The sequence below is a fragment of the Xanthomonas sp. NCPPB 3005 genome (assembly GCF_041228095.2).
Lineage (GTDB): Bacteria > Pseudomonadota > Gammaproteobacteria > Xanthomonadales > Xanthomonadaceae > Xanthomonas_A > Xanthomonas_A bonasiae.
On sequence record NZ_CP166096.2, the window covers coordinates 3,234,413 to 3,255,787 of the forward strand.

Below are 21,375 nucleotides of genomic sequence, written 5' to 3' on the forward strand. Positions count from 1 at the left end.
GGGCGGCGGACAGTGATGACGGGGCGCCATTGTCGCCCAGTCGCAGTGCCTACGACGACGCGGCGGCAGGATGCGTCCACAAGCTCGGCCGGAGCGATGCGATCGCCGCTGCGGCGGCCTGTCCTGCACCACCGGATCTACAAAAGCGCAGGCAACAAAAAAGCCAGGGATCGCTCCCTGGCTTTCCGATCGACCCGAGCGGGCGCTTACAGCTGCTCGGCCGGGCCGGTGATCGGCGGCAGCGGCCGCGAACTGCCCTTGTCGTTGCCACCGTCCTTGCCATCCTTGCCGGACTTGTTCCAGCCCATCGGCGGCGGCGGATCGCGGCCTTCCATGATCGCGTCGATCTGCGGCACGTCGATGGTTTCGTACTCCAGCAGCAACTTGGCCATCACGTGCAGCTTGTCCAGGTTCTCGGTCAGGATATGCGTGGTCTTGGCGTAGGCCTTGTCGAGGATCGAACGCACTACTTCGTCGATGCGGCGCGCGGTATCGTCGGACACGCTCTTGTGCTGGGTCACCGAACGGCCCAGGAACACCTCGTCGTCTTCCTCGCCGTAGGCGATCGGCCCCAGCTCGTCGGACAGGCCCCACTTGGTGACCATGTTGCGCGCCATCTTGGTCGCGCGCTCGATGTCGTTGGAGGCGCCGGTGGTGACCTTGTCGGTGCCGAAAATCAGCTCCTCGGCGACGCGGCCGCCGTACAGCGAGCACAGCTGCGACTGGATCGCGACCCGGTTGATCGAGTACTTGTCGCCTTCCGGCAGGTACATGGTCACGCCCAGCGCACGCCCGCGCGGGATGATGGTGACCTTGTAGACCGGATCGTGCTCCGGTACCAGGCGACCGACGATGGCATGGCCGGCCTCGTGGTAGGCGGTGAGCGTCTTCTCTTCCTCGCTCATCGCCATCGAACGGCGCTCGGACCCCATCAGGATCTTGTCGCGGGCGCGATCGAAGTGATCCATGCGGACCTCCTTCACCGTTTCCCGCGCGGCGAACAGCGCCGCCTCGTTGCACAGGTTGGCCAGGTCGGCGCCGGAGAAGCCCGGGGTGCCGCGCGCGATCACCATCGGCTCGACGTCGTCGGCCAGCGGCAGCTTGCGCATGTGCACCTTCAGGATCTGCTCGCGGCCACGCACGTCCGGCAGGCCCACCACCACCTGGCGGTCGAAGCGGCCCGGGCGCAGCAGCGCCGGGTCGAGCACGTCCGGACGGTTGGTCGCGGCGATCACGATCACGCCTTCGCCGCCCTCGAACCCGTCCATCTCCACCAGCAACTGGTTCAGGGTCTGCTCGCGCTCGTCGTGGCCACCGCCCAGGCCGGCACCGCGATGACGGCCGACCGCATCGATTTCGTCGATGAAGATGATGCACGGCGCGTGCTTCTTGGCCTGCTCGAACATGTCGCGCACGCGGCTGGCGCCGACGCCGACGAACATCTCGACGAAGTCGGAACCGGAAATGCTGAAGAACGGCACCTTGGCCTCGCCGGCGATGGCCTTGGCCAGCAGCGTCTTGCCGGTGCCGGGCGGGCCGACCATCAGCACGCCGCGCGGGATCTTGCCGCCGAGCTTGGTGAACTTGGTCGGATCGCGCAGGAAGTCGACCAGCTCGCTGACTTCCTCCTTGGCCTCGTCGCAGCCGGCGACGTCGGCGAAGGTGATCTTGATCTGGTCCTCGCCCTGCAGCTTGGCGCGCGACTTGCCGAACGACATCGCGCCCTTGGCGCCGCCGCCGCCACCCTGCATCTGGCGCATGATGAACAGCCAGAAGCCGATGATCAGGATGACCGGCAGGAAGTTCAGCACCAGCGACCAGAAGCTCGGGCCGTTGGCCGGCTTCTGCCGGGTCATCTCCACGTTCTTGCTGTACAGCACGTCGACCAGCTTGTCGTCGCGCGGGCCGTAGACCGTGCTCTCGCTACCGTCGCTGCGCTTGAAGCGGATCGCGGTCACCGACAGCCCGGTGTCGTCGGTGAAGTCGACCGACTTCACCCGCCCGCCGTCCACTTCCTTCAGGAACTGGGTATAGGTCACGGTGTCGTTGCCGGGACCGCCGGCCAGCCGTGGCGAGAAGCTCTGGAACACCACCATCAGCACGACGGCGACGACTACCCACAGCAACAGATTCTTGGTCAAGTCGTTCATCCTCATTGGCTCCGGTGTCCCTTCAACTCTTTCTCGATGCGTGATGCGACGGGTTCAGCTTACTTGATCTGGGCACGCTTGCCCTGTCCGAGGACATAGACCTCCGGCGAGCGCTTGCGCGATGCCGCCGGTTTGCGGATGGACACCTTCTCGTAACGGCGGCGCATCTCGCGGATGTAGTCGTCGGACCCGACGCCCTGGAACAGCTTGATCAGGAACGCCCCGCCCGGTTTGAGGTGGGTATCGGCGAACGCCATCGCCAATTCGGCCAGATGCATCATCCGCGGCTGGTCGACCGCATCCATGCCGCTTTTATTGGGGGCCATATCCGACAGCACAAGGTCTACCGGGTTGCCGCCCAGCATTTCCTCGAACTGCGATAGCACCGCGTCTTCCCTGAAGTCGCCGTGAAGGAACTCCACGCCGGCCAGCGGCGGCATCTCCAGGATGTCCAGCGCCAGCACCCGGCCGCGCTCGCCCAGCGACTTGCGCACCTGCTGCGACCAGCCGCCTGGCGCGGCGCCGAGATCGACCACCAGCATGTCCGGCTTGAGCAGCTTGTCGCGCTGCAGCAGCTCTTCCAGCTTGTAGGCGGCACGCGAACGCATGCCTTCGGCCTGGGCCTTCTTCACGAAGGGGTCGGCGAAATGTTCGCGGAGCCAGCGTTGGCTGCTTTTGCTGCGGGTTGCCATGGGATCGCGGTCGTGGTGGGCGGCCATGATACCCTGATCGCCCTTGGCAACCCCGTTCCCGCCTGCATGTCGATCAGCCTGACTCCGTCCCAGAACCGCTTCCTGCGCGGCCTGGCGCACGACCTCAAACCCCTGTTGCAGATTGGCGGCAAGGGCGTCACGCCGGCCTTCCTGGCCGAACTGGACGAGGTGCTGGAGCGCCACGAACTGGTCAAGGTGAAGGTCGGCGGCGACGACCGCGAGGCCCGCGACGCGAGCATCGCCAGCCTGGTCGAGCAATCGCACAGCGTGCTGGTGCAGCGCATCGGCCACACTGCGATCCTGTATCGCCCGGCCAAGGAAGACCGCCAGATCGTGCTGCCGCGCGGCTGACCCGCTTCCCGGTGCCCTCATGCAGCTGACCCAGGACCTGCCCGACTACGCCTACACCCTGCGCATGGCCGATGGCCGCCAGGCCAAGGTGAACGACCGCCTGCTCACCCGCAGCTTCATTCTCGCCCCGGATGCTTTGGTCGAGGCGTGGGACGCACCGGTCGCAACCGAGCTGCAGCCACAGCACCTGCAGCCCTTGCTGGAAATGAACCCGGCCCTGGTGATCCTGGGCACCGGCGAACGCCAGGTCTTCCCCTCTGCCGCCGCGCTGGCGCTGTTCCTGACCCGCGGCATCGGCATCGAAGTGATGAACAACGCCGCGGCGGCGCGCACCTACAACGTACTGGCCGCGGAAGGCCGGCGCGTGGCGGTCGGGTTCCTGCTCGAAGGCTGAGCGGCGGCACCGCCGCTGTCTGCGCGGACCGCGTTTCGCCGTCCGATCCACTGGCGCGCTGCGCCGGAATACGCCCCATCGCCGATCCGCCGCTTGCTTGCTCAGCAAATACAGCAGCGTGATCGACCGGCTTGGCCGTTGTAGCGGGCTAGGCGGCGCCGCCTGCGGTCCACCGGACCGCGCGCCGCCGAGCGCCCGGCGCGCTGCGCCGGGCCGGGGATCCGCCCGATCGATGACGTGCCGGTTATTTGCTGGGCAGGTACAGCAGCGGGTCGACCGGCTTGCCGTTGTAGCGGATCTCGAAGTGCAGCATGTCGCGCGCGGCGCCGCTGCGCCCCATCTCGGCGATCTGCTCGCCGGCCTTCACGTTCTGGCCTTCGTTGACCAGGCGCTTGCGGTTGTGGCCGTAGGCCGACAGCCATTGCTCGTTGTGCTTGATGATGATCAGTTCGCCGTAGCCGACCAGGCCGGCGCCCGAATAGACCACCACGCCATCGGCGGCGGCACGCACCGCCTGGCCGCTGCTGCCGGCGATGTCCACGCCCTGCTTGGTGGTCTCGCCGACCACGAAGCGGCTCACCACCGCGCCGTCGGCCGGCCAGCGCCAGCTGAAGCCGCTGCTCACCGGCGTCGGCGCAGCGACCGGCGGCCGCGCGGCCGTTCCCGCAGAACCCGACGGCGCGACCGGAGCGCTACCCGGCCGCGCGACGACCGTGCCGCCGCCACTGCCGCCACCCGGCGGGTACAGCTTCAGCGACTGCCCGGGATAGATCGTGTACGGCGGCGGCAACCGGTTCCAGGCGGCCAGGTCCTGCGGATTGATGTTGTTGACGCGGGCGATCGCATACAGCGTGTCGCCACGGCGCACGGTCGCACTGACCCCGGGCTTGGGCACGGACGGACGCGGCGCCGACGTGCCGGGCTTGCCGGGCGCTCCGGACGTCCGCACCACGGTGGCGCTGCTGCACGCGCCCATCCCTGCCGCCACCAGCAACCACACGCTGCAACGCAGGCCGTTGCGCACCACCCGATCGACGCTCATCCGTACTTCGCTCTCCATATGACCCACACCACCAGCAGCGCCAGGATCGCCATCGCGACCCAACCGAGCGGTTCGATCCAGCGCCGCAACGCGGCTTCCGCACGCGGCCCGCCCAGGCGGATCGCGCCGGCCACCAGGTACACGCGCTTGCCGCGGCCGACCAGCATGCTCGCCAGGAACGGTAGCAGCGGGATTCCCACGATGCCTGAGGCCCAGGTAAATATCTTCAGCGGGATCGGGGTGAAACCGGCCAGCACCAGCAGCCAGAACGCACGCCATGGCGACTCGGCGACCACCTCGCGCAGATGAGTCACCTGCGCATCGATCTTCTGCGTCCAGCCCAGCCATTCGATCAGCGGCTGCACCGCGGCGAAGGCGAAATGGCCGAGCATGTAGCCGACCAGCGCACCGGCCAGCGAGCCCATCAGGCTCAGCGTGGCGAACCACAGCGCGCGCCGCGGTTGCGCCAGCGACATCGGCGCCAGCATCACCTCCGGCGGCACCGGGAACACGATCGCCTCGGCGAAGCTGAGCCCGGTCAGGAACGTCGGCGCGCGGCGATGGCGCGACCAGGCGATGGCACGTTCGTACAACGGCCCGAATATCTTCATGCAACCCAGCTCCGGTGATTCAATCCAGGGTGACTCAATCCAGCATGCCCGACAGCAGCGGGACGAAGGTCACCGGCGCCAGAATGTCCTGTTCGATGCGGCCTTCGGCATCGCGGCGCAGGCGCACCAGCGATTGCGACGAGGGGCCGCCGACCGGCGCCACCAGGCAGCCGCCCGGCGCCAGTTGCTCGACCAGCGCATCGACCAGCGCCGGCGCCGCGGCGGTGACCACGATCGCATCGTAGGGGCCGTGCTCGGCCCAGCCGATGCGGCCGTCGTCGTGCTTGCTGCGCACGTTCATGCCGAGCTGGCGCAAGCGCTTGCGCGCCTGCCGCAGCAGGTCGCCGATGCGCTCCACGGTATAGACCTCCAGCCCCAGCGCGGCCAGGATCGCGGCCTGGTAGCCGGAGCCGGTGCCCACTTCCAGCACCTTCTTCGGTGCAACCTCGAGCACGGTCTCGGTCATCCGCGCCACCACCCACGGCTGCGAGATGGTCTGGCCATGGCCGATCGGCAGCGCAGTGTCCTCGTAGGCGCGCGAGGCCAGCGCTTCGTCGATGAACAGGTGCCGCGGCACCGTGCGCACCGCGTTGAGCACGGCCTCGTCGCGAATGCCGGACTCGCGCAGGCGTTCGACCAGGCGGTCGCGCACGCGCTGCGAGGTCATGCCGATGCCGATCGCTTCCGGTTGCAGGCGCAGCCGCGGGGTCATGCCGGGTTGTCCAGCGCGGCGGTGAGGCCGCCGACCCAGCTGGCCACCGTCTCCAGCGCCTGGTAGCGGGTCAGGTCGACCTGGATCGGGGTGATCGAGATGAAGCCGGTGCGCACCGCGTGGAAATCGGTGCCCGGGCCGGCGTCCTGCTCGCGGCCGGCCGGGCCGATCCAGTACACGGTGCCGCCGCGCGGATCGGGCTGCGGCAGGCACGGTTCGGAGCGGTGGCGGTTGCCGAGCCGGGTGACCTCGAAGCCCTTGATCTCGCCCCACGGCAGGTCCGGCACGTTGACGTTGAGGATGGTGTCCGCCGGCAGCGGATCGGCCTTCAGCCGCGCCACGATCTCGACCGCGGCGCGCGCGGCGGTCTGGAAGTGCTTGGGTTCGTGGTTGTGGGTGACCAGCGACATCGCCAGCGCGGGCAGGCCCAGGAAGCGGCCTTCCATCGCCGCCGAGACGGTGCCCGAATAGATCACGTCGTCGCCCAGGTTGGCCGAGTTGTTGATCCCCGAAACCACCATGTCCGGTTCGTCGTCGAGCATGCCGGTGAGCGCCAGGTGCACGCAATCGGTCGGCGTACCGGCGACGCTGCAGGTGTGCGGGTCGATGCGCTTGATCCGGATCGGCAGATCCAGGGTCAGCGAGTTGCTGGCGCCGGAACGATCGCGATCAGGTGCGACCACGGTCACTTCGTGGCCCGCGCCGCGCAGTTGCTCGGCCAGCATCTTGATGCCGGGGGCGTCGACGCCGTCGTCGTTGCTCACTAATACGCGCATGGGACTCCTCGGATAACCCGGCCATGATACCGGATGCGTCCCTCGCCTTCCGCCCTCATGCACGCTTGCACTGCTTGCGCCGCGTGACCGGCGGGTTACGCTGTGCGCCATGTCGCATCCCGAAGACGAAGATCCCGCCGCCCTGTTCCGCGCGGCGATCGGCGCGGTCACGCCGCTCAACGCGACGCCGCCGGCCAATGCCAAGCCGCGGCCGAAGCCGCGCGCGCGCATGGCCGAGCGCGACGACGCAGAGGCGCAGAGCGAATTCCAGCGCCTGCTGCGCGACAGCGCGCCGCTGGAGGCCGGCGACGTGGCCAGCTACCGCCGCGAGAACGTGCCGGCGCGGGTGTTCCAGCGGCTGCGCCGCGGCCAGTTCTCCGCCCAGGACGAACTGGACCTGCATGGCGCCAACGCGGCGCAGGCCGAGGCGCTGCTGCGGCAGTTCATCGCCGAGGCGCATGCGCACGAGTTCGGCTGCGTGCGTATCGTGCACGGCAAGGGCCTGCAGTCCGGCGGCATCCCGATGCTGAAGAATCTGGTCGATCGCCTGCTGCGGCAGCGCAACGACGTGCTGGCGTTCCATTCGGCGCCGCCCACGCAAGGCGGTACCGGGGCGATGCTGGTGTTGCTGGCGCGGCGCTGACGCCGCGCCGCTCACTCCTGCGCCGCCGGCTCGGCCTGCGCGCCCTGTCCGGCATCGACGACCTCGCCCAGCTCGTGCAGCAGCGCGGTGGCATAGCTGCCCGGCGGCAGCGCGAAACGCAGTTCCAGCGCGTCGTCGTGCGCGTCCAGCCAGCGCCACTGCAGCGTGGCCGCGCGCAAGCGGGTGGCGCGCCGCTCCTGTTTCAGGCCTTCGCGCTCCAGGCCTTCGCGCAAGCGCACGGACGTCGCATCCTCGAGCGCGGCCAGTTCCAGCGCGCGCGCCGCGTCGGCGCTGCGCAACTCGCCCGCGCCCCACAACGGCGCCGAAGGATGGATGTCGAAACGCTGCAGCCGCTCGGCCAGCACGTCGGACCAGGGTTCCGGGCCGAACACGCTGCGGCTGCCGTCGAGCAGCCACACCTCGCCATCCAGCGCGCCGTCCCAGTTGCCCGCCGCCACGCGCGCGGCCAGGACCCGGTTGAACAGTTCCGAGCGCGCCGCCGACAGCAGCAGCGAGCGCTGCTCGCGCCGCGCCCGGCGCCCGCCGAACATCGCCAGCGCGTTGCCGACGTTGCCGCCGTCGCGGCCGAAGCGCTGTTCGCCGAACCAGTTGGGGATGCCGCGCGCGGCGATCTGCGCCAGCCGCGCCTCGATCGCGGCGCGCTCGCCGCGCACCTCGCGCAACACCAGCACGAACCCGTTGCCGGCCAGCGCGCCGCGCGGCAGCTTGCGGTTGTGCCACTGCGACTGCACGACCTGCAGGTCCTCGCTGTGCAGCGCCTCCAGCGCCGGCGCCACCCGCTTGGGCAGGTGCACCGAGAAGCGCTGGGTGGTGACCGCGTGGCGGTCCTTCATGCCCGCATAGCCGATCGCCATCTCCGTCACACCTGCCCATTGCGCCAGGCGGCGTGCGGCGAATGCGGTGTTCATGCCGCGCTTGCGCACGGTCAGCAACAGATGTTCGCCCTCGCCGCTCGGCTCGAACGCGGGCATTTCGTCGACCTGGAAATCCTCGGCCACGCTGCGCATGCGCGCCTGCAACGGCGCGGCGCCGAATGCGCGCGGCAAGTCGCTCACAGCGCCACCAGCAACACCGCCGCCTGCGCCGCGATGCCTTCGCCGCGGCCGGTGAACCCCAACTGCTCGCTGGTGGTGGCCTTGACGCTGACCCGCTCGACGCCGACCTGCAGCAGCGCGGCCAGGCGTTCGCGCATCGCCAGCGCATGCGGGCCGACCTTGGGCCGCTCGCAGATCACGGTGACGTCGGCGTTGCCGAGCTGCCAGCCGCGCTCGCGCAACAGTTGTTCGCAATGGCTCAGGAACTGCGCGCTGTCGGCGCCTTTCCAGCGCGCATCCGAGGGCGGGAAATGCTGGCCGATGTCGCCCAGCGCCAGTGCGCCGAGCAGCGCGTCGCACAGCGCGTGGATCACCACGTCGCCGTCGCTGTGCGCGAGCACGCCGCGCGTGTGCGGCACGCGCACGCCGCCGAGCATCACATGGTCGCCGTCGCCGAAGGCGTGCACGTCGTAGCCCTGGCCGATACGGAACGGAGGAAAGTCAGGCATGGGCATCGCAGGATCGCAAAAGGAAAAAAGGAAGGCATCGGCGGCGCGACGCCGCAGCGCGGCGCGGCCGCGTCACGGCTGCCGCGCGCGCAGGAACAGTTCGAACTCGAAGCGCACCAGGTCGGCCGGGGTGGTGACCTTGAAGTTGTCCTCGGCGCCCTCGACCAGCAGCGGCCGCAGGCCCAGCAACTCCATCGCCATCGCATCGTCGGTGACCTCGACGCCGGCGGCCGCGGCCTGTTCCAGCGCCCTGGTCAGCTGCAGGCGCCGGAACAACTGCGGGGTCAGCGCGCGCCACAGGCGCTCGCGCGGCTCGGTGGCGTCGATGCCGCCGTCGTCGCCGGCGCGCTTGAGCGTGTCGCGCACCGGTGCGGCCAGGATCGCGCCGACCGGATCGCCGCGCCCGGTTTCCAGCAGCCGGTCCAGGTCGGCCAGCGCCAGGTTCGGGCGCGCCGCATCGTGCACCAGCACGAAATCGTCCGCCTTGACCGAGTCCGGCAAGGCCTGCAACGCGGCCAGCACCGAGCCGGCACGGCTGGCGCCGCCGACGCAGGTCAGCACCGGCTTGCCGTCCAGTTCGTTCCAGCCCGGCCAATCGGCATCGTCGGTGCCGAGCGCGACCATCGCCCCGACCACCGCCGGATGCGCCAGCAGGGACTGCAGCGCATGCGCGATCAACGGCTGCCCTCCGGCCTGCAGATACTGCTTGGGCACGGGACTGCCGAAACGGGTGCCACGGCCGGCGGCCGGCACCACGGCCCAGACCGTGGCCATCAGGGTTGCTCGCTCGGCGCGGCCGGCGCCTGCGCCGGGGCGCCGTCGGCGGCCGGCGCGACCGGCACCGGCGCGTCCTCGACGACGCGATAGAACTTCTCGCCCGGCTTGATCATGCCCAGCTCGCTGCGCGCGCGCTCCTCGATCGCCGCCTCGCCGTCCTTGAGGTCCTTGACCTCGGCGGCGAGCGCGGCATTGCGTTGCTGCAGGCCTTCGTTATCGCGCTTCTGGTGCTCGACCTGGCTCTCGAGCACCAGTACCTCGCCGGAATTGCCCGGACCGAGCCAGAAACGGTACTGCAGCCACGCCAGCAGTCCCGCCAGCACCAGCAGCAGCCAGCGCCAGTTGCGCACGGCTTACCGCTTGAGCGAGACGAATGCGTCGCGCCCCGCGTAGCGCGCGCCGCTGCCCAGCGCTTCCTCGATCCGCAGCAGCTGGTTGTACTTGGCCACGCGGTCGCTGCGGCACAGCGAGCCGGTCTTGATCTGGGTGGCGGTGGTGGCCACGGCGATGTCGGCGATGGTGGTGTCCTCGGTCTCGCCGGAACGGTGCGAGACGATCGCGGCGTAGCCGGCGGTGTCGGCCATGGCGATCGCTTCCAGGGTCTCGGTCAGGGTGCCGATCTGGTTGACCTTGATCAGGATCGCGTTGGCGGTGCCGGACTCGATGCCCTGCCTGAAGATCTTCGGGTTGGTCACGAACAGGTCGTCGCCGACCAGTTGCACCTTGCTGCCAAGGCGATCGGTCAACAGCTTCCAGCCGGCCCAGTCGTCCTCGGCCAGGCCGTCCTCGATGCTGATGATCGGGTACTGCGCGGCCCAGTCGGCGAGGAAGTCGACGAACTGCTCGCTGGTCAGGCGCTTGCCCTCGCCCACCAGGTGGTACTTGCCGTTGTCGTAGAACTCGCTGGAGGCCACGTCCAGGCCCAGCAGCACGTCTTCGCCGGCGGTGTAGCCGGCCTTGCCGATCGCCTCGAGGATGGTGTCCAGCGCTTCCACGTTGCTGCGGAAGTCCGGCGCGAAGCCGCCCTCGTCGCCCACCGCGGTGGACAGGCCATGGCCCTTCAGCACCGCCTTGAGCGCGTGGAAGATCTCGGTGCCGGCGCGCAGCGCTTCGGAGAACGAGGCGGCGCCAACCGGCAGCACCATGAATTCCTGGAAGTCGACGTTGTTGTCGGCATGCGCGCCGCCGTTGATGATGTTCATCATCGGCACCGGCAGCGCCACGTTGGCGGTGTTGGCGCCGGCCAGGTACTGCCACAGCGCCTGCTTGCGCGAGGCGGCGACTGCATGCGCGTTGGCCAGCGACACGCCGAGCAGCGCGTTGGCGCCGAGGCGGCCCTTGTTCTCGGTGCCGTCCAGGTCGATCAGGCGCCGGTCCAGGCCCTGCTGGTCGGCACCGTCGAAGCCCTGCAGCGCACTGGCGATCGTGGTGTTGACGTTCTCCACCGCCTTGCGCACGCCCTTGCCCAGGTAGCGGGTCTTGTCGCCATCGCGCAGCTCGACCGCTTCCTTGGTGCCGGTGGAAGCGCCCGACGGCACCGCGGCGCGGCCCAGCGAGCCGTCGGCCAGCGTGACTTCCGCTTCGAGCGTGGGGTTGCCGCGGGAATCGAGAATCTCGCGGGCGTGGATCTTGGCGATAGTGGTCATAAGTCCAGTCGGTTACCAGGAAAGGAGGGGGACACCGGAAACCGTCGGATTATGGCCGCAGCGCCGCTGCTTGCCAAATGAACCGCGCGCCGCGCCGGCGCCGCGCACGGGTCCGAACAACGCGAGCGCTGTGCGAGAGACGGGTGCATCCAGGGGCCGGCGCACCCGCACCGCCGCCGCATCAGCCCAGCCCGTGCTCCAAGAAGCCGCTGCGCTTGGTGATCGCGTCCAGCGCCATCAGCGTCTCCAGCAGCGCCTCCATCTTGTCCAGCGGCCAGGCATTGGGGCCATCGGATAGCGCCTTGGACGGATCGGGGTGGGTCTCGGCGAACACGCCGGACACGCCCACCGCCACCGCTGCGCGCGCCAGCACCGGCACGAACTCGCGCTGGCCGCCGGAGGTGCTGCCCTGCCCGCCCGGCAACTGCACCGAATGGGTGGCATCGAACACCACCGGGCAGCCGGTCTCGCGCATCACGCTCAGCGAGCGCATGTCGCTGACCAGGTTGTTGTAGCCGAAGCTGGCGCCGCGCTCGCAGACCATGATCTGCTCGTTGCCGGTGGACTTGGCCTTGTCCACCACCGGCTTCATGTCCCACGGCGACAGGAACTGGCCCTTCTTGATGTTGACCGGCTTGCCGGCGGCGCAGACGTTCTTGATGAAGTCGGTCTGCCGCACCAGGAACGCCGGCGTCTGCAGCACGTCCACCACCGCCGCCACCTCATGCATCGGCGTGTACTCGTGCACGTCGGTCAGCACCGGCACGCCGATCTGCTTCTTCACCGCCTCCAGCACCTTGAGCCCCTCTTCCAGGCCGGGGCCGCGGAAGCTGGTGCCGGAAGTACGGTTGGCCTTGTCGAAGCTCGACTTGAAGATGAAGTTGATCCCCAGCCTGCCGGTGATCTCCTTGAGCTTGCCGGCCACGTCCAGCTGCAGCTGCATCGACTCGATCACGCACGGGCCTGCGATCAGGAACAGCGGCTGGTCCAGGCCGACTTCGAAGCCACACAGTTTCATCGGATCACCTATCGATTGGAGCCCCTCTCCCATTGGGAGAGGGGTTGGGGTGAGGGTACGGGCGAAGCTTCGAGGAATTCAGGCGCGCGAGGCTGCGCCCGTCCCCTCATCCGGCGCTTCGCGCCACCTTCTCCCGATGGGAGAAGGAACTAGGCGCGCGCTTCCTTCAACAGCTTGCCGCCGGCCTTCTTCTCGCGCGCGGCGCGCACGAAGCCGATGAACAGCGGATGGCCGTCGCGCGGCGTGGACAGGAACTCCGGGTGCGCCTGGCAGGCCAGGAACCAGGGATGCACCTCGCGCGGCAGCTCGACCATCTCCACCAGGGTGTCGTCCATCGACTTGGCGGAAATCACCAGGCCGGCGTCCTCGAGCTGGGTGCGGTAGCGGTTGTTGAACTCGTAGCGGTGGCGATGGCGCTCGGACACCACGTCCTTGCCGTACATCTCGCGCGACAGCGTGCCGGGCTTGAGCCGTTGCTCCTGCAGGCCCAGGCGCATGGTGCCGCCCAGATCGGACTTCTCGTCGCGCTTCTCCACGTCGCCGCTGGCGGTGCGCCACTCGGTGATCAGGCCGATCACCGGATACGGCGACTGGCGGTCGTTCTCGGTGCTGTTGGCGCCGTCCAGGCCGGCGACATGGCGCGCGTAGTCCACCACCGCCGCCTGCATGCCGTAGCAGATGCCGAAGTACGGCACGCGGTGCTCGCGCGCATAGCGCGAGGTCAGCACCTTGCCTTCGAAGCCGCGGTCGCCGAAGCCGCCGGGCACCAGGATGCCGTCCACGTCGGCCAGCGCCGACAGGTCGCTGCCTTCCAGTTCCTGCGCCTCCAGCCACTTCAAGGTGACCTTGGTGCGCTGGCGCAGGCCGCCGTGCTTGAGCGCCTCGCCGACCGACTTGTAGGCGTCCTGGTGGTCCACGTACTTGCCGACCACGGCGATGGTGACCTCGTCGAGCGGGTGCTTGGTGGCGTCCACCACCGCTTCCCATTCGGACAGATCGGCCGGGCCGACCTTGTCGCGCAGCTTGAACTGGTCGATGACGATCTCGTCCAGGCCCTGCCGGTGCAGTTCCAGCGGCATGCCGTAGAGCACGTCGATGTCGGCGGCGCTGATCACCGCGCGCTCGGAGACGTTGGTGAATAGCGCGATCTTGCGCCGCTCCGAATCCGGAATCGCCTGCTCGGAGCGGCACAGCAGCACGTCCGGCTGGATGCCGATCGAGCGCAGCTCCTTGACCGAATGCTGGGTCGGCTTGGTCTTCAGCTCGCCGGCAGCGGCGATGTACGGCACCAGGGTGAGATGCATGAACAGCGCGCGCTCGGCGCCGCGCTCGGTGCGCACCTGGCGGATCGCTTCCAGGAACGGCAGCGACTCGATATCGCCGACGGTGCCACCGATTTCCACCAGCGCCACGTCGAACCCGGCGGTGGCTTCGTCCACGCAACGGCGGATCTCGTCGGTGATGTGAGGGATCACCTGCACGGTGGCGCCCAGATAGTCGCCGCGGCGCTCCTTGCGGATCACGTTCTCGTAGATGCGGCCGGTGGTGACCGAATTCTTGCGCGACAGGCGGGTGCGCACGAAGCGCTCGTAGTGGCCCAGGTCCAGGTCGGTCTCGGCGCCGTCGTCGGTGACGTACACCTCGCCGTGCTGGAACGGGCTCATCGTGCCCGGGTCGACGTTGATGTAGGGGTCCAGCTTCATCATCGTGACCGACAGGCCACGTGCTTCGAGAATGGACGCAAGCGAAGCGGCCGCGATGCCCTTGCCAAGCGAGGACACTACGCCGCCGGTAACGAAGATCAGGGGGGTCATGGCTCGAAGGCCTCCCGGAAAGCCATAGTTTAACGGGTGAAGCCGATTTGCCCAAGCGCTTTCGGACCGATCGACCGCACAAAAAGAAGACGCCCCGGCACCAGCCGGGGCGTCGCAGGTCGCAACAGGGCGCGCGCTCAGGGCTTGCGCGCTTCCTCTTCTTCCTCTTTCTTCGGCGTAGCCGCATCCTTGCCGGCCTTGTGCTCGGCCGCCGCAGCGGCACGGCGCTTGGCCTTGGCATCGGCCTCGGCCTTCTCCTTCGCGACCTGCGCCTCGTAGGCGGCGGCGCCGGAGGTGGCCGGATCGGCGCTCTGCGCCTGGGCCATCGCGACCGGGATGGCCACCGCGGCGGCGACCAGCGCGGCCAGGGTCAACAGCTTGCGAACGTTCATGGCGTACTCCTGTGTGAGGCTGCAACGACAATGGGGATGCCGTTACCGATTTTCCAGTGCAAGGCTAGCGCACGGCCACGGCACTGGCCCTGAACACCGGCGACGTGCAAAAAGCCGCCGCACACCGCACACTTCCGGATCTGCTTCGCGCCACCTGTTGAGACGCATGAATACCCGCTACAACGCCGCCGACATCGAAGTTCTCTCTGGCCTGGACCCGGTCAAGCGCCGGCCGGGCATGTACACCGACACCGCCCGCCCCAACCATCTGGCGCAGGAAGTCATCGACAACGCCGTGGACGAGGCGCTGGCCGGCCATGCCCGGCACATCGAGGTGACCCTGTTCAAGGACGGCAGCTGCGAGGTCGCCGACGACGGCCGCGGCATGCCGGTGGACATCCATCCGGAAGAGAAGATTTCCGGCGTCGAACTGATCCTGACCCGGCTGCACGCCGGCGGCAAGTTCAACGACCGCAACTACACCTTCAGCGGCGGCCTGCACGGCGTCGGCGTCAGCGTGGTCAACGCGCTGTCCAAGAAGGTGGAGCTGTTCATCAAGCGCGACGGCAACGAATACCGGATGGAATTCGGCGACGGCTTCCCCACCTCGAAGCTGGAGATCGTCGGCAGCGTCGGCAAGAAGAACACCGGCACCCGGCTGCGCTTCTGGGCCGATCCGAAATACTTCGACACGCCCAAGTTCGCGGTGCGCGCGCTGCGCCACCTGCTGCGCGCCAAGGCGGTGTTGTGCCCCGGCCTGACCGTGAAGCTGCACGACGAGGCCACCGGCGAACAGGACACCTGGTACTTCGAGGACGGCCTGCGCGACTACCTCAAGGGCGAACTGGCCGAGCGCGAACTGCTGCCGGCCGACCTGTTCGTCGGCAATCTGAAGAAGGATCGCGAGATCGTCGACTGGGCGGTGGCCTGGGTCGCCGACGGCGAGCTGGTGCAGGAAAGCTACGTCAACCTGATCCCGACCGCGCAGCACGGCACCCACGTCAATGGCCTGCGCAGCGGCTTCACCGACGCGTTGCGCGAGTTCTGCGACTTCCGCAACCTGCTGCCGCGCGGGGTCAAGCTGGCGCCGGAAGACGTGTGGGACCGGGTCACCTTCGTGCTGTCGCTGAAGATGACCGACCCGCAGTTCAGCGGCCAGACCAAGGAACGCCTGTCCTCGCGCCAGGCCGCCGGCTTCATCGAAGGCGCCGCGCACGACGCCTTCAGCCTGTGGCTGAACCAGAACGTGGAAACCGGCACGCGCATCGCGCAGATCGCGATCGATCGCGCCAGCGCGCGGCTGAAGACCGAGAAGCAGATCACCCGCAAGAAGGTCACCTCCGGCCCGGCCCTGCCCGGCAAGCTGGCCGACTGCATCAGCCAGGACCTGTCGCGCACCGAGCTGTTCCTGGTGGAAGGCGACTCGGCCGGCGGCAGCGCCAAGCAGGCGCGCGACAAGGACTTCCAGGCGATCCTGCCGCTGCGCGGCAAGATCCTCAACACCTGGGAAGTGGCCTCCGGCAGCGTGCTGGCCTCCGAGGAAGTGCACAACCTGGCGATCGCGATCGGCTGCGACCCGGGCAAGGACGACATCACCGGGCTGCGCTACGGCAAGGTGGTGATCCTGGCCGACGCCGACTCCGACGGCCTGCACATCGCCACCCTGCTCACCGCGCTGTTCCTGCGCCACTTCCCGGCGCTGGTGAAGGCTGGTCACGTGTTCGTGGCGATGCCGCCGCTGTTCCGCGTGGACGTGGGCAAGCAGGTGTTCTACGCGCTGGACGAAGAAGAGAAGCGCTCGCTGCTGGAGAAGATCGCGCGCGACAAGCTCAAGGGCCAGCTCAGCGTGACCCGCTTCAAGGGCCTGGGCGAAATGAACCCGCAGCAGCTGCGCGAATCCACCATCCACCCGGACACGCGGCGGCTGGTGCAGCTGACCGTCGACGAAGGCGACGAAACCCGTGCGCTGATGGACATGCTGCTGGCCAAGAAGCGTGCCGGCGATCGCAAGCAGTGGCTGGAGACCAAGGGCGACCTGGCGTCGCTGGAGGTCTGAGGGGCCGGGATTGGGGAGTCGGGATTGGGGATTGGGTTAGCCCGATAGACTCCATGCGTTGCCCGTGCTGCCACTGGTGACAGGAATGCGATTCGGTTGGAGCGGAGCCAGACGGCCCCGGCCATCTGGCACCGCGCTGCGTGCCGGCCATGGTTGCAGATCCAGCGGCGCCGTCACGCGCGGCCGGCCACTGAGAGGAGCGGCGTTCGATTCCAGGCGCTCGCCGGCATCGCGGTAGACCGGTCCTCGCGCCGCCCCTCCCCGGGGGAGGCGCTCAGCGCACGCCCGGCAGCACCTGCTCCGCGCCGGTCACCAGGCCGCAGGCATGGTCCTGCAGTTCCTCGCCGCTGGCGCGATTGCCGCTGGCGGCATCGACTCGCGTTGCCAGCAACACGAACCCGGGCGCCGGACTGGCGTCCCCGACGACGACCAGCGAGTAGTCGCGCAGCGCGTCGCCGGCCGGCAATCCCTCGGCGAGCAGCCGCAGCGGATTGGCCGACAGCGCCTCCCCTGGCAGGCGCCGGGCCAGGTAGCGGTGGCCCAGCAGCGGCTGCGGCAGCGGCCGCCACGCCGTACCGACCTGCGCCTGCATCGCATCCAGCTCGCGTCGGACCTGCGGATGCAGGCAATCGACATGGATGTGCAGTTGCTCCTGCGACCGGCCATGCGGGGAATTGAGCGCCAGCGACAGATACTGCCGCGGCAGCGGACGGCCGAGCGCCCGTTCCACGAAGATGCGCGCGTCCCACGCCGCGGCGAAGTAGTTGGGCGAACCGGCCTGCAACAGGCGGGGGTCCTCGATGCCGGTGATGCGGTCGATCGGCAGCAGCAGGAACTGGAAGTCGCCGTGATTGTCCTTGAGCACCACCGAGCGCCGCTCCGGCTGCGACCACACCGCGGCGCAGTCGACCGCGCGCGGCGCGTCGGCGGCCAGGCAGTGTGTGTTGATGATGCGCCACAGCGCGTCGGGATCGGCCGCATGACGCACGCGCGGTACGCTCAGGCACGCGGCCAGCGCCAGCAGCAACGCCAATGGCAACAGGCTTCTGAACTTCAAAACGACGTCTCCGGGCAGGCAGGGCGGGACATGATAGGGCCCGTCGCGCCATGCGTGCCGACCATGCCTTTGGGCACATCCGCGCGCGCCGCGCCGCGGCCTAGCATGCCGGCTTCCCTTCTGCCGAGCGCCCTCCCCGTGCCGAACCTGTCCAAGCCGCTGCTGGCGGCGTTGTTGCTGGCCGTCCTGCCGATCTCCGCCGCACTGGCTGCCGATGCCGACGGCGCCGACAAGGCGGACAAACCCGACAAGGCCGACAGCGCCGAGCAAGCAAAGCCGGCCGCGCTGCCGGCCGACGCGAAGGTGCGCCAGGTCACGCACGTGGACGGCAAGTCGCTCAGCTACACCGCCACGGTCGGCACGCTGCCGGTGAAGGACGCACAGGGCAAGACCGTCGCCGACGTGGTGTTCACCGCCTACACCGTGGACGGCAAGGACCGCCCGGTCACCTTCGCCTTGAACGGCGGCCCCGGCGCCGCGTCGGTCTACCTCAACCTGGGCGCGATCGGGCCGAAGGTGGTCACCTTCGGCAGCGAGGGCGACAGCGCCTCGGCGCCGGCGACGCTGCACGACAACCCCGGCACCTGGCTGGATTTCACCGACCTGGTGTTCATCGATCCGGTCGGCACCGGCTTCAGCCGTTCGCGGGTCGCCGACGAGCAGGCCAAGAAGCTGTTCTACAACCCGCAGGCCGACATCGAATACCTGTCGCGCACGATCTACGACTGGCTGCTGAAGAACCAGCGCCTGCAGTCGCGCAAGTATCTGGTCGGCGAGAGCTACGGCGGCTTCCGCGGGCCGCGCATCACCCATTACCTGCAGACCCAGCTGGGCGTGGCGATGAACGGCGTGGTGCTGGTCTCGCCGTACCTCAACCCGACCCTGGACGACAACGGCGACGTGTCGCCGCTGGCGTGGATGCTGACCCTACCCTCGATCGCCGCCGCGCACCTGGAGCGCGAGCAGCGGCTGACCCCGGAGGCGATGCGCCAGGTGATCGACTACACCCGCGGCGACTACGTCACTGCGCTGCTGCGCGGGCGTTCCGACGCGGCCGGCAGCGAACGCATGATCCAGCAGGTGGCGGCGATGACCGGACTGGACCCGGTCTACGTGCGCCGCGCCGGCGGCCGCCTGGAAACCCAGGCCTACCTGCGCGAGGTGTTCCGCGACAAGGGCCAGCTCGGCAGCCGCTACGACTCCAACGTCACCGCTTTCGACCCGTTCCCGAACGCGCCCGAGCAGCGCGCCAACGACCCGCTGCTGGACAGCATCATCGCCCCGACCACCACCGCGATGGTCGATTTCGTGACCCGCGTGGTGGGCTGGAAGGTGGATGCGCGCTACCAGGCGCTGAACTACGACGTGAACAAGCTGTGGGACTGGAACGACGAACTGCGCAAGGGTTCGGTGACCGAACTGCGCCAGGCGGTGGCGATCGATCCCAAGCTTCGGGTGCTGATCGTGCACGGCTGGAACGACCTGTCGTGCCCGTTCATGGGTTCGGTGCTGACCGTGGACCAGATGCCGGTGATGGGCAACGACCCGACCCGGGTACAGGTCAGGAACTATCCGGGCGGGCACATGTTCTACAACCGCCCCGACAGCCAGCGCGCGTTGCGCGGGGATGTGCTGGCGATGTATCGGGCCAACTAGCGGGGAGTGGGGAATCGGGAATGGGGAATCGCAAAAGCGGCTCCCCGCGCATCCGAAGGACAGATGCCTTCGGCTTTTACGATTCCCGTTTCCCCATTCCCGTGTCCCGGCTTTACCTCACGTCCAACCGAACAGCGCAAACATCCGGAAGATCAGATACGCCACACCGGCGGCGGCCGGGATGGTCAGGATCCAGGCCCAGACGATGCGCTCGATCACGCCGAAGCGCAGCGAGCGCGGGTTCTTGGCGAAGCCCACGCCCATGATCGCGGTGGAGATGCTGTGGGTGGTGGACACCGGCATGCCGAAGTGCGCGGCCAGGGTCAGGATCGTCGCCGAGCTGGTTTCCGCGGCGAAGCCGTGGATCGGGTGCAGCTTGACCATCTTGTGGCCCAGGGTCTTGATGATCTTCCAGCCGCCGGAGGCGGTGCCGGCGGCCATCACCACCGCGCAGGTCAGCACGATCCAGGTGGCGATGCCCTGGCCCTGGCTGGCGGCCGGGTGCAGGAACGCCAGCCACGCCGGCAGGTCGTCCAGCGCGCCGGTGCTCTGCGCGCCGACCAGGGTCATGGCGATGATGCCCATGGTCTTCTGCGCGTCGTTGTGGCCGTGCGCATAGCCCATGTACGCGGCCGAGGCGATCTGCGCCTTGCCGAAGAAGGCGTTGACCCAGCGCGGCCGCGCCAGCCGTCCGATGCGGCCGCCGAGCCCGGCCATGCCGGCGATGATCGCCCACAGCAGCAGCATCACCACGATGCCGAGCAGGAAGCCGGCGATCGGCGAGGTGATCATCGGCACGAACACCTTCCACAGCAGGCCCTTGTTCTTGGCCCAGTCGCCGACGTTCTGCGACCAGATCAACGCGCCCCAGTTGTTGTGCGCCGCGGCCAGGCCGGCGCCGCACAGGCCGCCGATCAGGGCGTGCGAGGACGAGGACGGCAGGCCCTTCCACCAGGTGATCAGGTTCCAGACGATGCCGCCGAGCAGCGCGCACAGGATCACCTGCGGGGTCACCGTCACCACGTCGGTGTTGAGCAGGCCCGAGGCGATGGTCATCGCCACCGCGGTGCCGGTCAGCGCGCCGATCAGGTTCATGCCGGCGGCCAGGATCACCGCCCAGCCGGGGCTGAGCACCTTGGTCGCGACCACCGTGGCGATGGAGTTGGCGGTGTCGTGGAAGCCGTTGATGAACTCGAACACCAGCGCGGCCAGGATCACGATCAGGACCAGCGTCAGCATCGTGCGCTCCTCGCCTCACGCATGGCGGCCGCGGCGGCGGGCATGGCGGCGCAGCCGCGCATGCAGCGGATCCGGAGCGTGCCCATTACGAATTCTTCAGCACGATCTGGTAGACCACCACGCCGGCCTCGCGGCAGCGGTCGATGGCCTTCTCCAGGATCTCGAAGAACTCCTTGAGCAGGAACATCTGCAGGTTGTCCAGGCGCCCGGAATAGATGTCGCGGTACAGCTCCAGCATCAGCCGGTCGGCCTCGTTCTCCAGCGAGCGCAGCTTGTCGTTGAGCGCGCTCATCCGGTCCAGGTGCATGTTGCGCAGGTCGTGGACCATCTCCACCACCACCGCCGCGGCCTGTTCCAGCATCGCCGCGCGCGGCGCGAAATCGATGTGCTCCAGGTGCTGCACCGCCAGCGAATAGCGGTCGGCGAACTTCTCCACCTGCTTGGGGATCTTGTACAGCGCCGAGCCCAGCGCCTCGATGTCCTCGCGCTCGATCGGGGTCATGAAGCTGTCGACCAGCGCCTGGCCGATCTTGTCGGCGGCGGCGCGCTCGCGCAGCCGCGCCAGCTTGAAGGCGTCCAGCGCCGGCTGCCGATCCGACTCGCGCATCATCGAATGCAGCGCCTTGGTGCTGTCGTAGGCGGCCTGGGCCGCCTCGTCGAGCAGGGTGTAGAACTGCTTGCCGGAACCGAAGATGGTCTGCAACGAGAACATGAAACGCAATCCCGCCGTCGCGGGAGGGACGGCACCGGGGCGGAATTATGAC

The 21,375-nt window shown here is 68.7% G+C and carries 22 protein-coding genes; 5 read left to right on the forward strand and 17 right to left on the reverse strand.

Translation table 11 applies throughout. The features are described from left to right. Nucleotides 1–206: 206 nt before the first annotated feature. Complete coding sequence (ftsH, locus tag AB8810_RS14030) at nt 207–2,150, reverse strand: ATP-dependent zinc metalloprotease FtsH (RefSeq protein WP_179564157.1); 1,944 nt, start codon at nt 2,148–2,150, stop codon at nt 207–209. Between the two features lie 59 nt (nt 2,151–2,209). Further along, nucleotides 2,210–2,842 carry a 23S rRNA (uridine(2552)-2'-O)-methyltransferase RlmE gene (rlmE, locus tag AB8810_RS14035; RefSeq protein ID WP_179565565.1) on the reverse strand — a complete coding sequence of 211 codons (633 nt, stop codon included), beginning with the start codon at nt 2,840–2,842 and terminating at the stop codon, nt 2,210–2,212. Nucleotides 2,843–2,908: 66 nt separating this feature from the next. Here rlmE and yhbY point away from each other — a divergent pair, with 66 nt between their 5' ends. After that, on the forward strand, nt 2,909–3,214 hold the full coding sequence (gene yhbY / locus AB8810_RS14040) for a ribosome assembly RNA-binding protein YhbY (RefSeq protein WP_003471333.1): 306 nt from the start codon (nt 2,909–2,911) through the stop codon (nt 3,212–3,214). A gap of 19 nt (nt 3,215–3,233) precedes the next feature. Further along, a complete protein-coding gene (locus tag AB8810_RS14045; protein WP_179564155.1) occupies nt 3,234–3,608 on the forward strand; it encodes an Mth938-like domain-containing protein in 375 nt (124 codons plus the stop codon). 244 nt (nt 3,609–3,852) lie between these two features. Here AB8810_RS14045 and AB8810_RS14050 read toward each other — a convergent pair whose 3' ends face one another. From AB8810_RS14050 to surE, 4 genes are read right to left on the reverse strand one after another with little or no spacing between them, the layout of a single operon-like run. Continuing rightward, on the reverse strand, nt 3,853–4,668 hold the full coding sequence (locus tag AB8810_RS14050) for a peptidoglycan DD-metalloendopeptidase family protein (RefSeq protein WP_369913986.1): 816 nt from the start codon (nt 4,666–4,668) through the stop codon (nt 3,853–3,855). Further along, nucleotides 4,647–5,261 carry a YqaA family protein gene (locus AB8810_RS14055; protein ID WP_179564151.1) on the reverse strand — a complete coding sequence of 205 codons (615 nt, stop codon included), beginning with the start codon at nt 5,259–5,261 and terminating at the stop codon, nt 4,647–4,649. Before AB8810_RS14055 ends, AB8810_RS14050 begins: the two co-directional genes overlap by 22 nt. Before the next feature lie 34 nt (nt 5,262–5,295). Beyond that, entirely contained in the window at nt 5,296–5,973 is a 678-nt protein-coding gene (locus AB8810_RS14060; protein WP_191826498.1) for a protein-L-isoaspartate(D-aspartate) O-methyltransferase, read from the reverse strand. Next, nucleotides 5,970–6,749 carry a 5'/3'-nucleotidase SurE gene (gene surE, locus AB8810_RS14065; protein ID WP_179564147.1) on the reverse strand — a complete coding sequence of 260 codons (780 nt, stop codon included), beginning with the start codon at nt 6,747–6,749 and terminating at the stop codon, nt 5,970–5,972. Before surE ends, AB8810_RS14060 begins: the two co-directional genes overlap by 4 nt. A 109-nt stretch (nt 6,750–6,858) precedes the next feature. Between surE and AB8810_RS14070 the strand changes: the two genes are divergently transcribed. Beyond that, a complete protein-coding gene (locus tag AB8810_RS14070) occupies nt 6,859–7,392 on the forward strand; it encodes a Smr/MutS family protein (protein WP_179564145.1) in 534 nt (177 codons plus the stop codon). Nucleotides 7,393–7,403: 11 nt separating this feature from the next. Here AB8810_RS14070 and truD read toward each other — a convergent pair whose 3' ends face one another. The 8 genes from truD to AB8810_RS14110 form a co-directional block, all read right to left on the reverse strand. Then, entirely contained in the window at nt 7,404–8,468 is a 1,065-nt protein-coding gene (truD, locus tag AB8810_RS14075; protein WP_369913987.1) for a tRNA pseudouridine(13) synthase TruD, read from the reverse strand. Further along, nucleotides 8,465–8,962, reverse strand: a complete 498-nt coding sequence (gene ispF / locus AB8810_RS14080; RefSeq protein ID WP_369913988.1) for a 2-C-methyl-D-erythritol 2,4-cyclodiphosphate synthase — start codon at nt 8,960–8,962, stop codon at nt 8,465–8,467. Before ispF ends, truD begins: the two co-directional genes overlap by 4 nt. Nucleotides 8,963–9,028: 66 nt before the next feature. Then, nucleotides 9,029–9,730, reverse strand: coding sequence for a 2-C-methyl-D-erythritol 4-phosphate cytidylyltransferase (ispD, locus tag AB8810_RS14085; protein ID WP_369913989.1), 702 nt, complete (start codon nt 9,728–9,730; stop codon nt 9,029–9,031). Next, nucleotides 9,730–10,083, reverse strand: coding sequence for a cell division protein FtsB (gene ftsB / locus AB8810_RS14090; RefSeq protein ID WP_369913990.1), 354 nt, complete (start codon nt 10,081–10,083; stop codon nt 9,730–9,732). The genes ispD and ftsB overlap by 1 nt, the downstream gene beginning before the upstream one ends. 3 nt (nt 10,084–10,086) lie before the next feature. After that, nucleotides 10,087–11,379, reverse strand: coding sequence for a phosphopyruvate hydratase (gene eno, locus AB8810_RS14095; protein WP_206228450.1), 1,293 nt, complete (start codon nt 11,377–11,379; stop codon nt 10,087–10,089). Between the two features lie 181 nt (nt 11,380–11,560). Then, nucleotides 11,561–12,397, reverse strand: coding sequence for a 3-deoxy-8-phosphooctulonate synthase (kdsA, locus tag AB8810_RS14100; protein ID WP_047324991.1), 837 nt, complete (start codon nt 12,395–12,397; stop codon nt 11,561–11,563). A 149-nt stretch (nt 12,398–12,546) separates the two neighbouring features. Next, a complete protein-coding gene (locus AB8810_RS14105) occupies nt 12,547–14,211 on the reverse strand; it encodes a CTP synthase (protein WP_003474007.1) in 1,665 nt (554 codons plus the stop codon). 137 nt (nt 14,212–14,348) lie between these two features. Then, complete coding sequence (locus AB8810_RS14110) at nt 14,349–14,603, reverse strand: hypothetical protein (RefSeq protein WP_369913991.1); 255 nt, start codon at nt 14,601–14,603, stop codon at nt 14,349–14,351. Between the two features lie 166 nt (nt 14,604–14,769). Between AB8810_RS14110 and parE the strand changes: the two genes are divergently transcribed. Beyond that, nucleotides 14,770–16,659 (forward strand): DNA topoisomerase IV subunit B, encoded by a 1,890-nt coding sequence (gene parE / locus AB8810_RS14115; protein WP_369913992.1) that lies wholly within the window; start codon nt 14,770–14,772, stop codon nt 16,657–16,659. 274 nt (nt 16,660–16,933) lie between these two features. On the opposite strand, the gene AB8810_RS14120 is transcribed toward parE, so the two are convergent. Continuing rightward, a complete protein-coding gene (locus AB8810_RS14120; RefSeq protein ID WP_225210099.1) occupies nt 16,934–17,716 on the reverse strand; it encodes a CDP-diacylglycerol diphosphatase in 783 nt (260 codons plus the stop codon). A 105-nt stretch (nt 17,717–17,821) separates the two neighbouring features. Here AB8810_RS14120 and AB8810_RS14125 point away from each other — a divergent pair, with 105 nt between their 5' ends. Beyond that, a complete protein-coding gene (locus AB8810_RS14125) occupies nt 17,822–19,372 on the forward strand; it encodes a S10 family peptidase (RefSeq protein ID WP_206228455.1) in 1,551 nt (516 codons plus the stop codon). A 117-nt stretch (nt 19,373–19,489) separates the two neighbouring features. Here the strand turns inward: AB8810_RS14125 and AB8810_RS14130 are convergent, their stop codons facing one another. Together AB8810_RS14130 and AB8810_RS14135 are read right to left on the reverse strand one after the other, a co-directional pair. Next, a complete protein-coding gene (locus tag AB8810_RS14130) occupies nt 19,490–20,611 on the reverse strand; it encodes an inorganic phosphate transporter (protein ID WP_179564135.1) in 1,122 nt (373 codons plus the stop codon). Nucleotides 20,612–20,696: 85 nt separating this feature from the next. After that, nucleotides 20,697–21,323 carry a DUF47 domain-containing protein gene (locus tag AB8810_RS14135; RefSeq protein ID WP_179564133.1) on the reverse strand — a complete coding sequence of 209 codons (627 nt, stop codon included), beginning with the start codon at nt 21,321–21,323 and terminating at the stop codon, nt 20,697–20,699. Nucleotides 21,324–21,375 lie beyond the last annotated feature (52 nt).

Bases quoted from the DNA above. Each gene is read 5' to 3' on its own strand.
- AB8810_RS14050 (WP_369913986.1), bottom strand. From the start codon at position 4,668: ATGGAGAGCGAAGTACGGATGAGCGTCGATCGGGTGGTGCGCAACGGC.
- eno (WP_206228450.1), bottom strand. From the start codon at position 11,379: ATGACCACTATCGCCAAGATCCACGCCCGCGAGATTCTCGATTCCCGC.
- parE (WP_369913992.1), top strand. From the start codon at position 14,770: ATGAATACCCGCTACAACGCCGCCGACATCGAAGTTCTCTCTGGCCTG.
- AB8810_RS14055 (WP_179564151.1), bottom strand. From the start codon at position 5,261: ATGAAGATATTCGGGCCGTTGTACGAACGTGCCATCGCCTGGTCGCGC.
- yhbY (WP_003471333.1), top strand. From the start codon at position 2,909: ATGTCGATCAGCCTGACTCCGTCCCAGAACCGCTTCCTGCGCGGCCTG.
- AB8810_RS14060 (WP_191826498.1), bottom strand. From the start codon at position 5,973: ATGACCCCGCGGCTGCGCCTGCAACCGGAAGCGATCGGCATCGGCATG.
- AB8810_RS14135 (WP_179564133.1), bottom strand. From the start codon at position 21,323: ATGTTCTCGTTGCAGACCATCTTCGGTTCCGGCAAGCAGTTCTACACC.
- kdsA (WP_047324991.1), bottom strand. From the start codon at position 12,397: ATGAAACTGTGTGGCTTCGAAGTCGGCCTGGACCAGCCGCTGTTCCTG.
- AB8810_RS14045 (WP_179564155.1), top strand. From the start codon at position 3,234: ATGCAGCTGACCCAGGACCTGCCCGACTACGCCTACACCCTGCGCATG.
- AB8810_RS14105 (WP_003474007.1), bottom strand. From the start codon at position 14,211: ATGACCCCCCTGATCTTCGTTACCGGCGGCGTAGTGTCCTCGCTTGGC.
- ftsH (WP_179564157.1), bottom strand. From the start codon at position 2,150: ATGAACGACTTGACCAAGAATCTGTTGCTGTGGGTAGTCGTCGCCGTC.
- surE (WP_179564147.1), bottom strand. From the start codon at position 6,749: ATGCGCGTATTAGTGAGCAACGACGACGGCGTCGACGCCCCCGGCATC.
- AB8810_RS14130 (WP_179564135.1), bottom strand. From the start codon at position 20,611: ATGCTGACGCTGGTCCTGATCGTGATCCTGGCCGCGCTGGTGTTCGAG.
- rlmE (WP_179565565.1), bottom strand. From the start codon at position 2,842: ATGGCAACCCGCAGCAAAAGCAGCCAACGCTGGCTCCGCGAACATTTC.
- ispD (WP_369913989.1), bottom strand. From the start codon at position 9,730: ATGGCCACGGTCTGGGCCGTGGTGCCGGCCGCCGGCCGTGGCACCCGT.
- AB8810_RS14110 (WP_369913991.1), bottom strand. From the start codon at position 14,603: ATGAACGTTCGCAAGCTGTTGACCCTGGCCGCGCTGGTCGCCGCCGCG.
- ispF (WP_369913988.1), bottom strand. From the start codon at position 8,962: ATGCCCATGCCTGACTTTCCTCCGTTCCGTATCGGCCAGGGCTACGAC.
- AB8810_RS14070 (WP_179564145.1), top strand. From the start codon at position 6,859: ATGTCGCATCCCGAAGACGAAGATCCCGCCGCCCTGTTCCGCGCGGCG.
- AB8810_RS14125 (WP_206228455.1), top strand. From the start codon at position 17,822: ATGCCGGCTTCCCTTCTGCCGAGCGCCCTCCCCGTGCCGAACCTGTCC.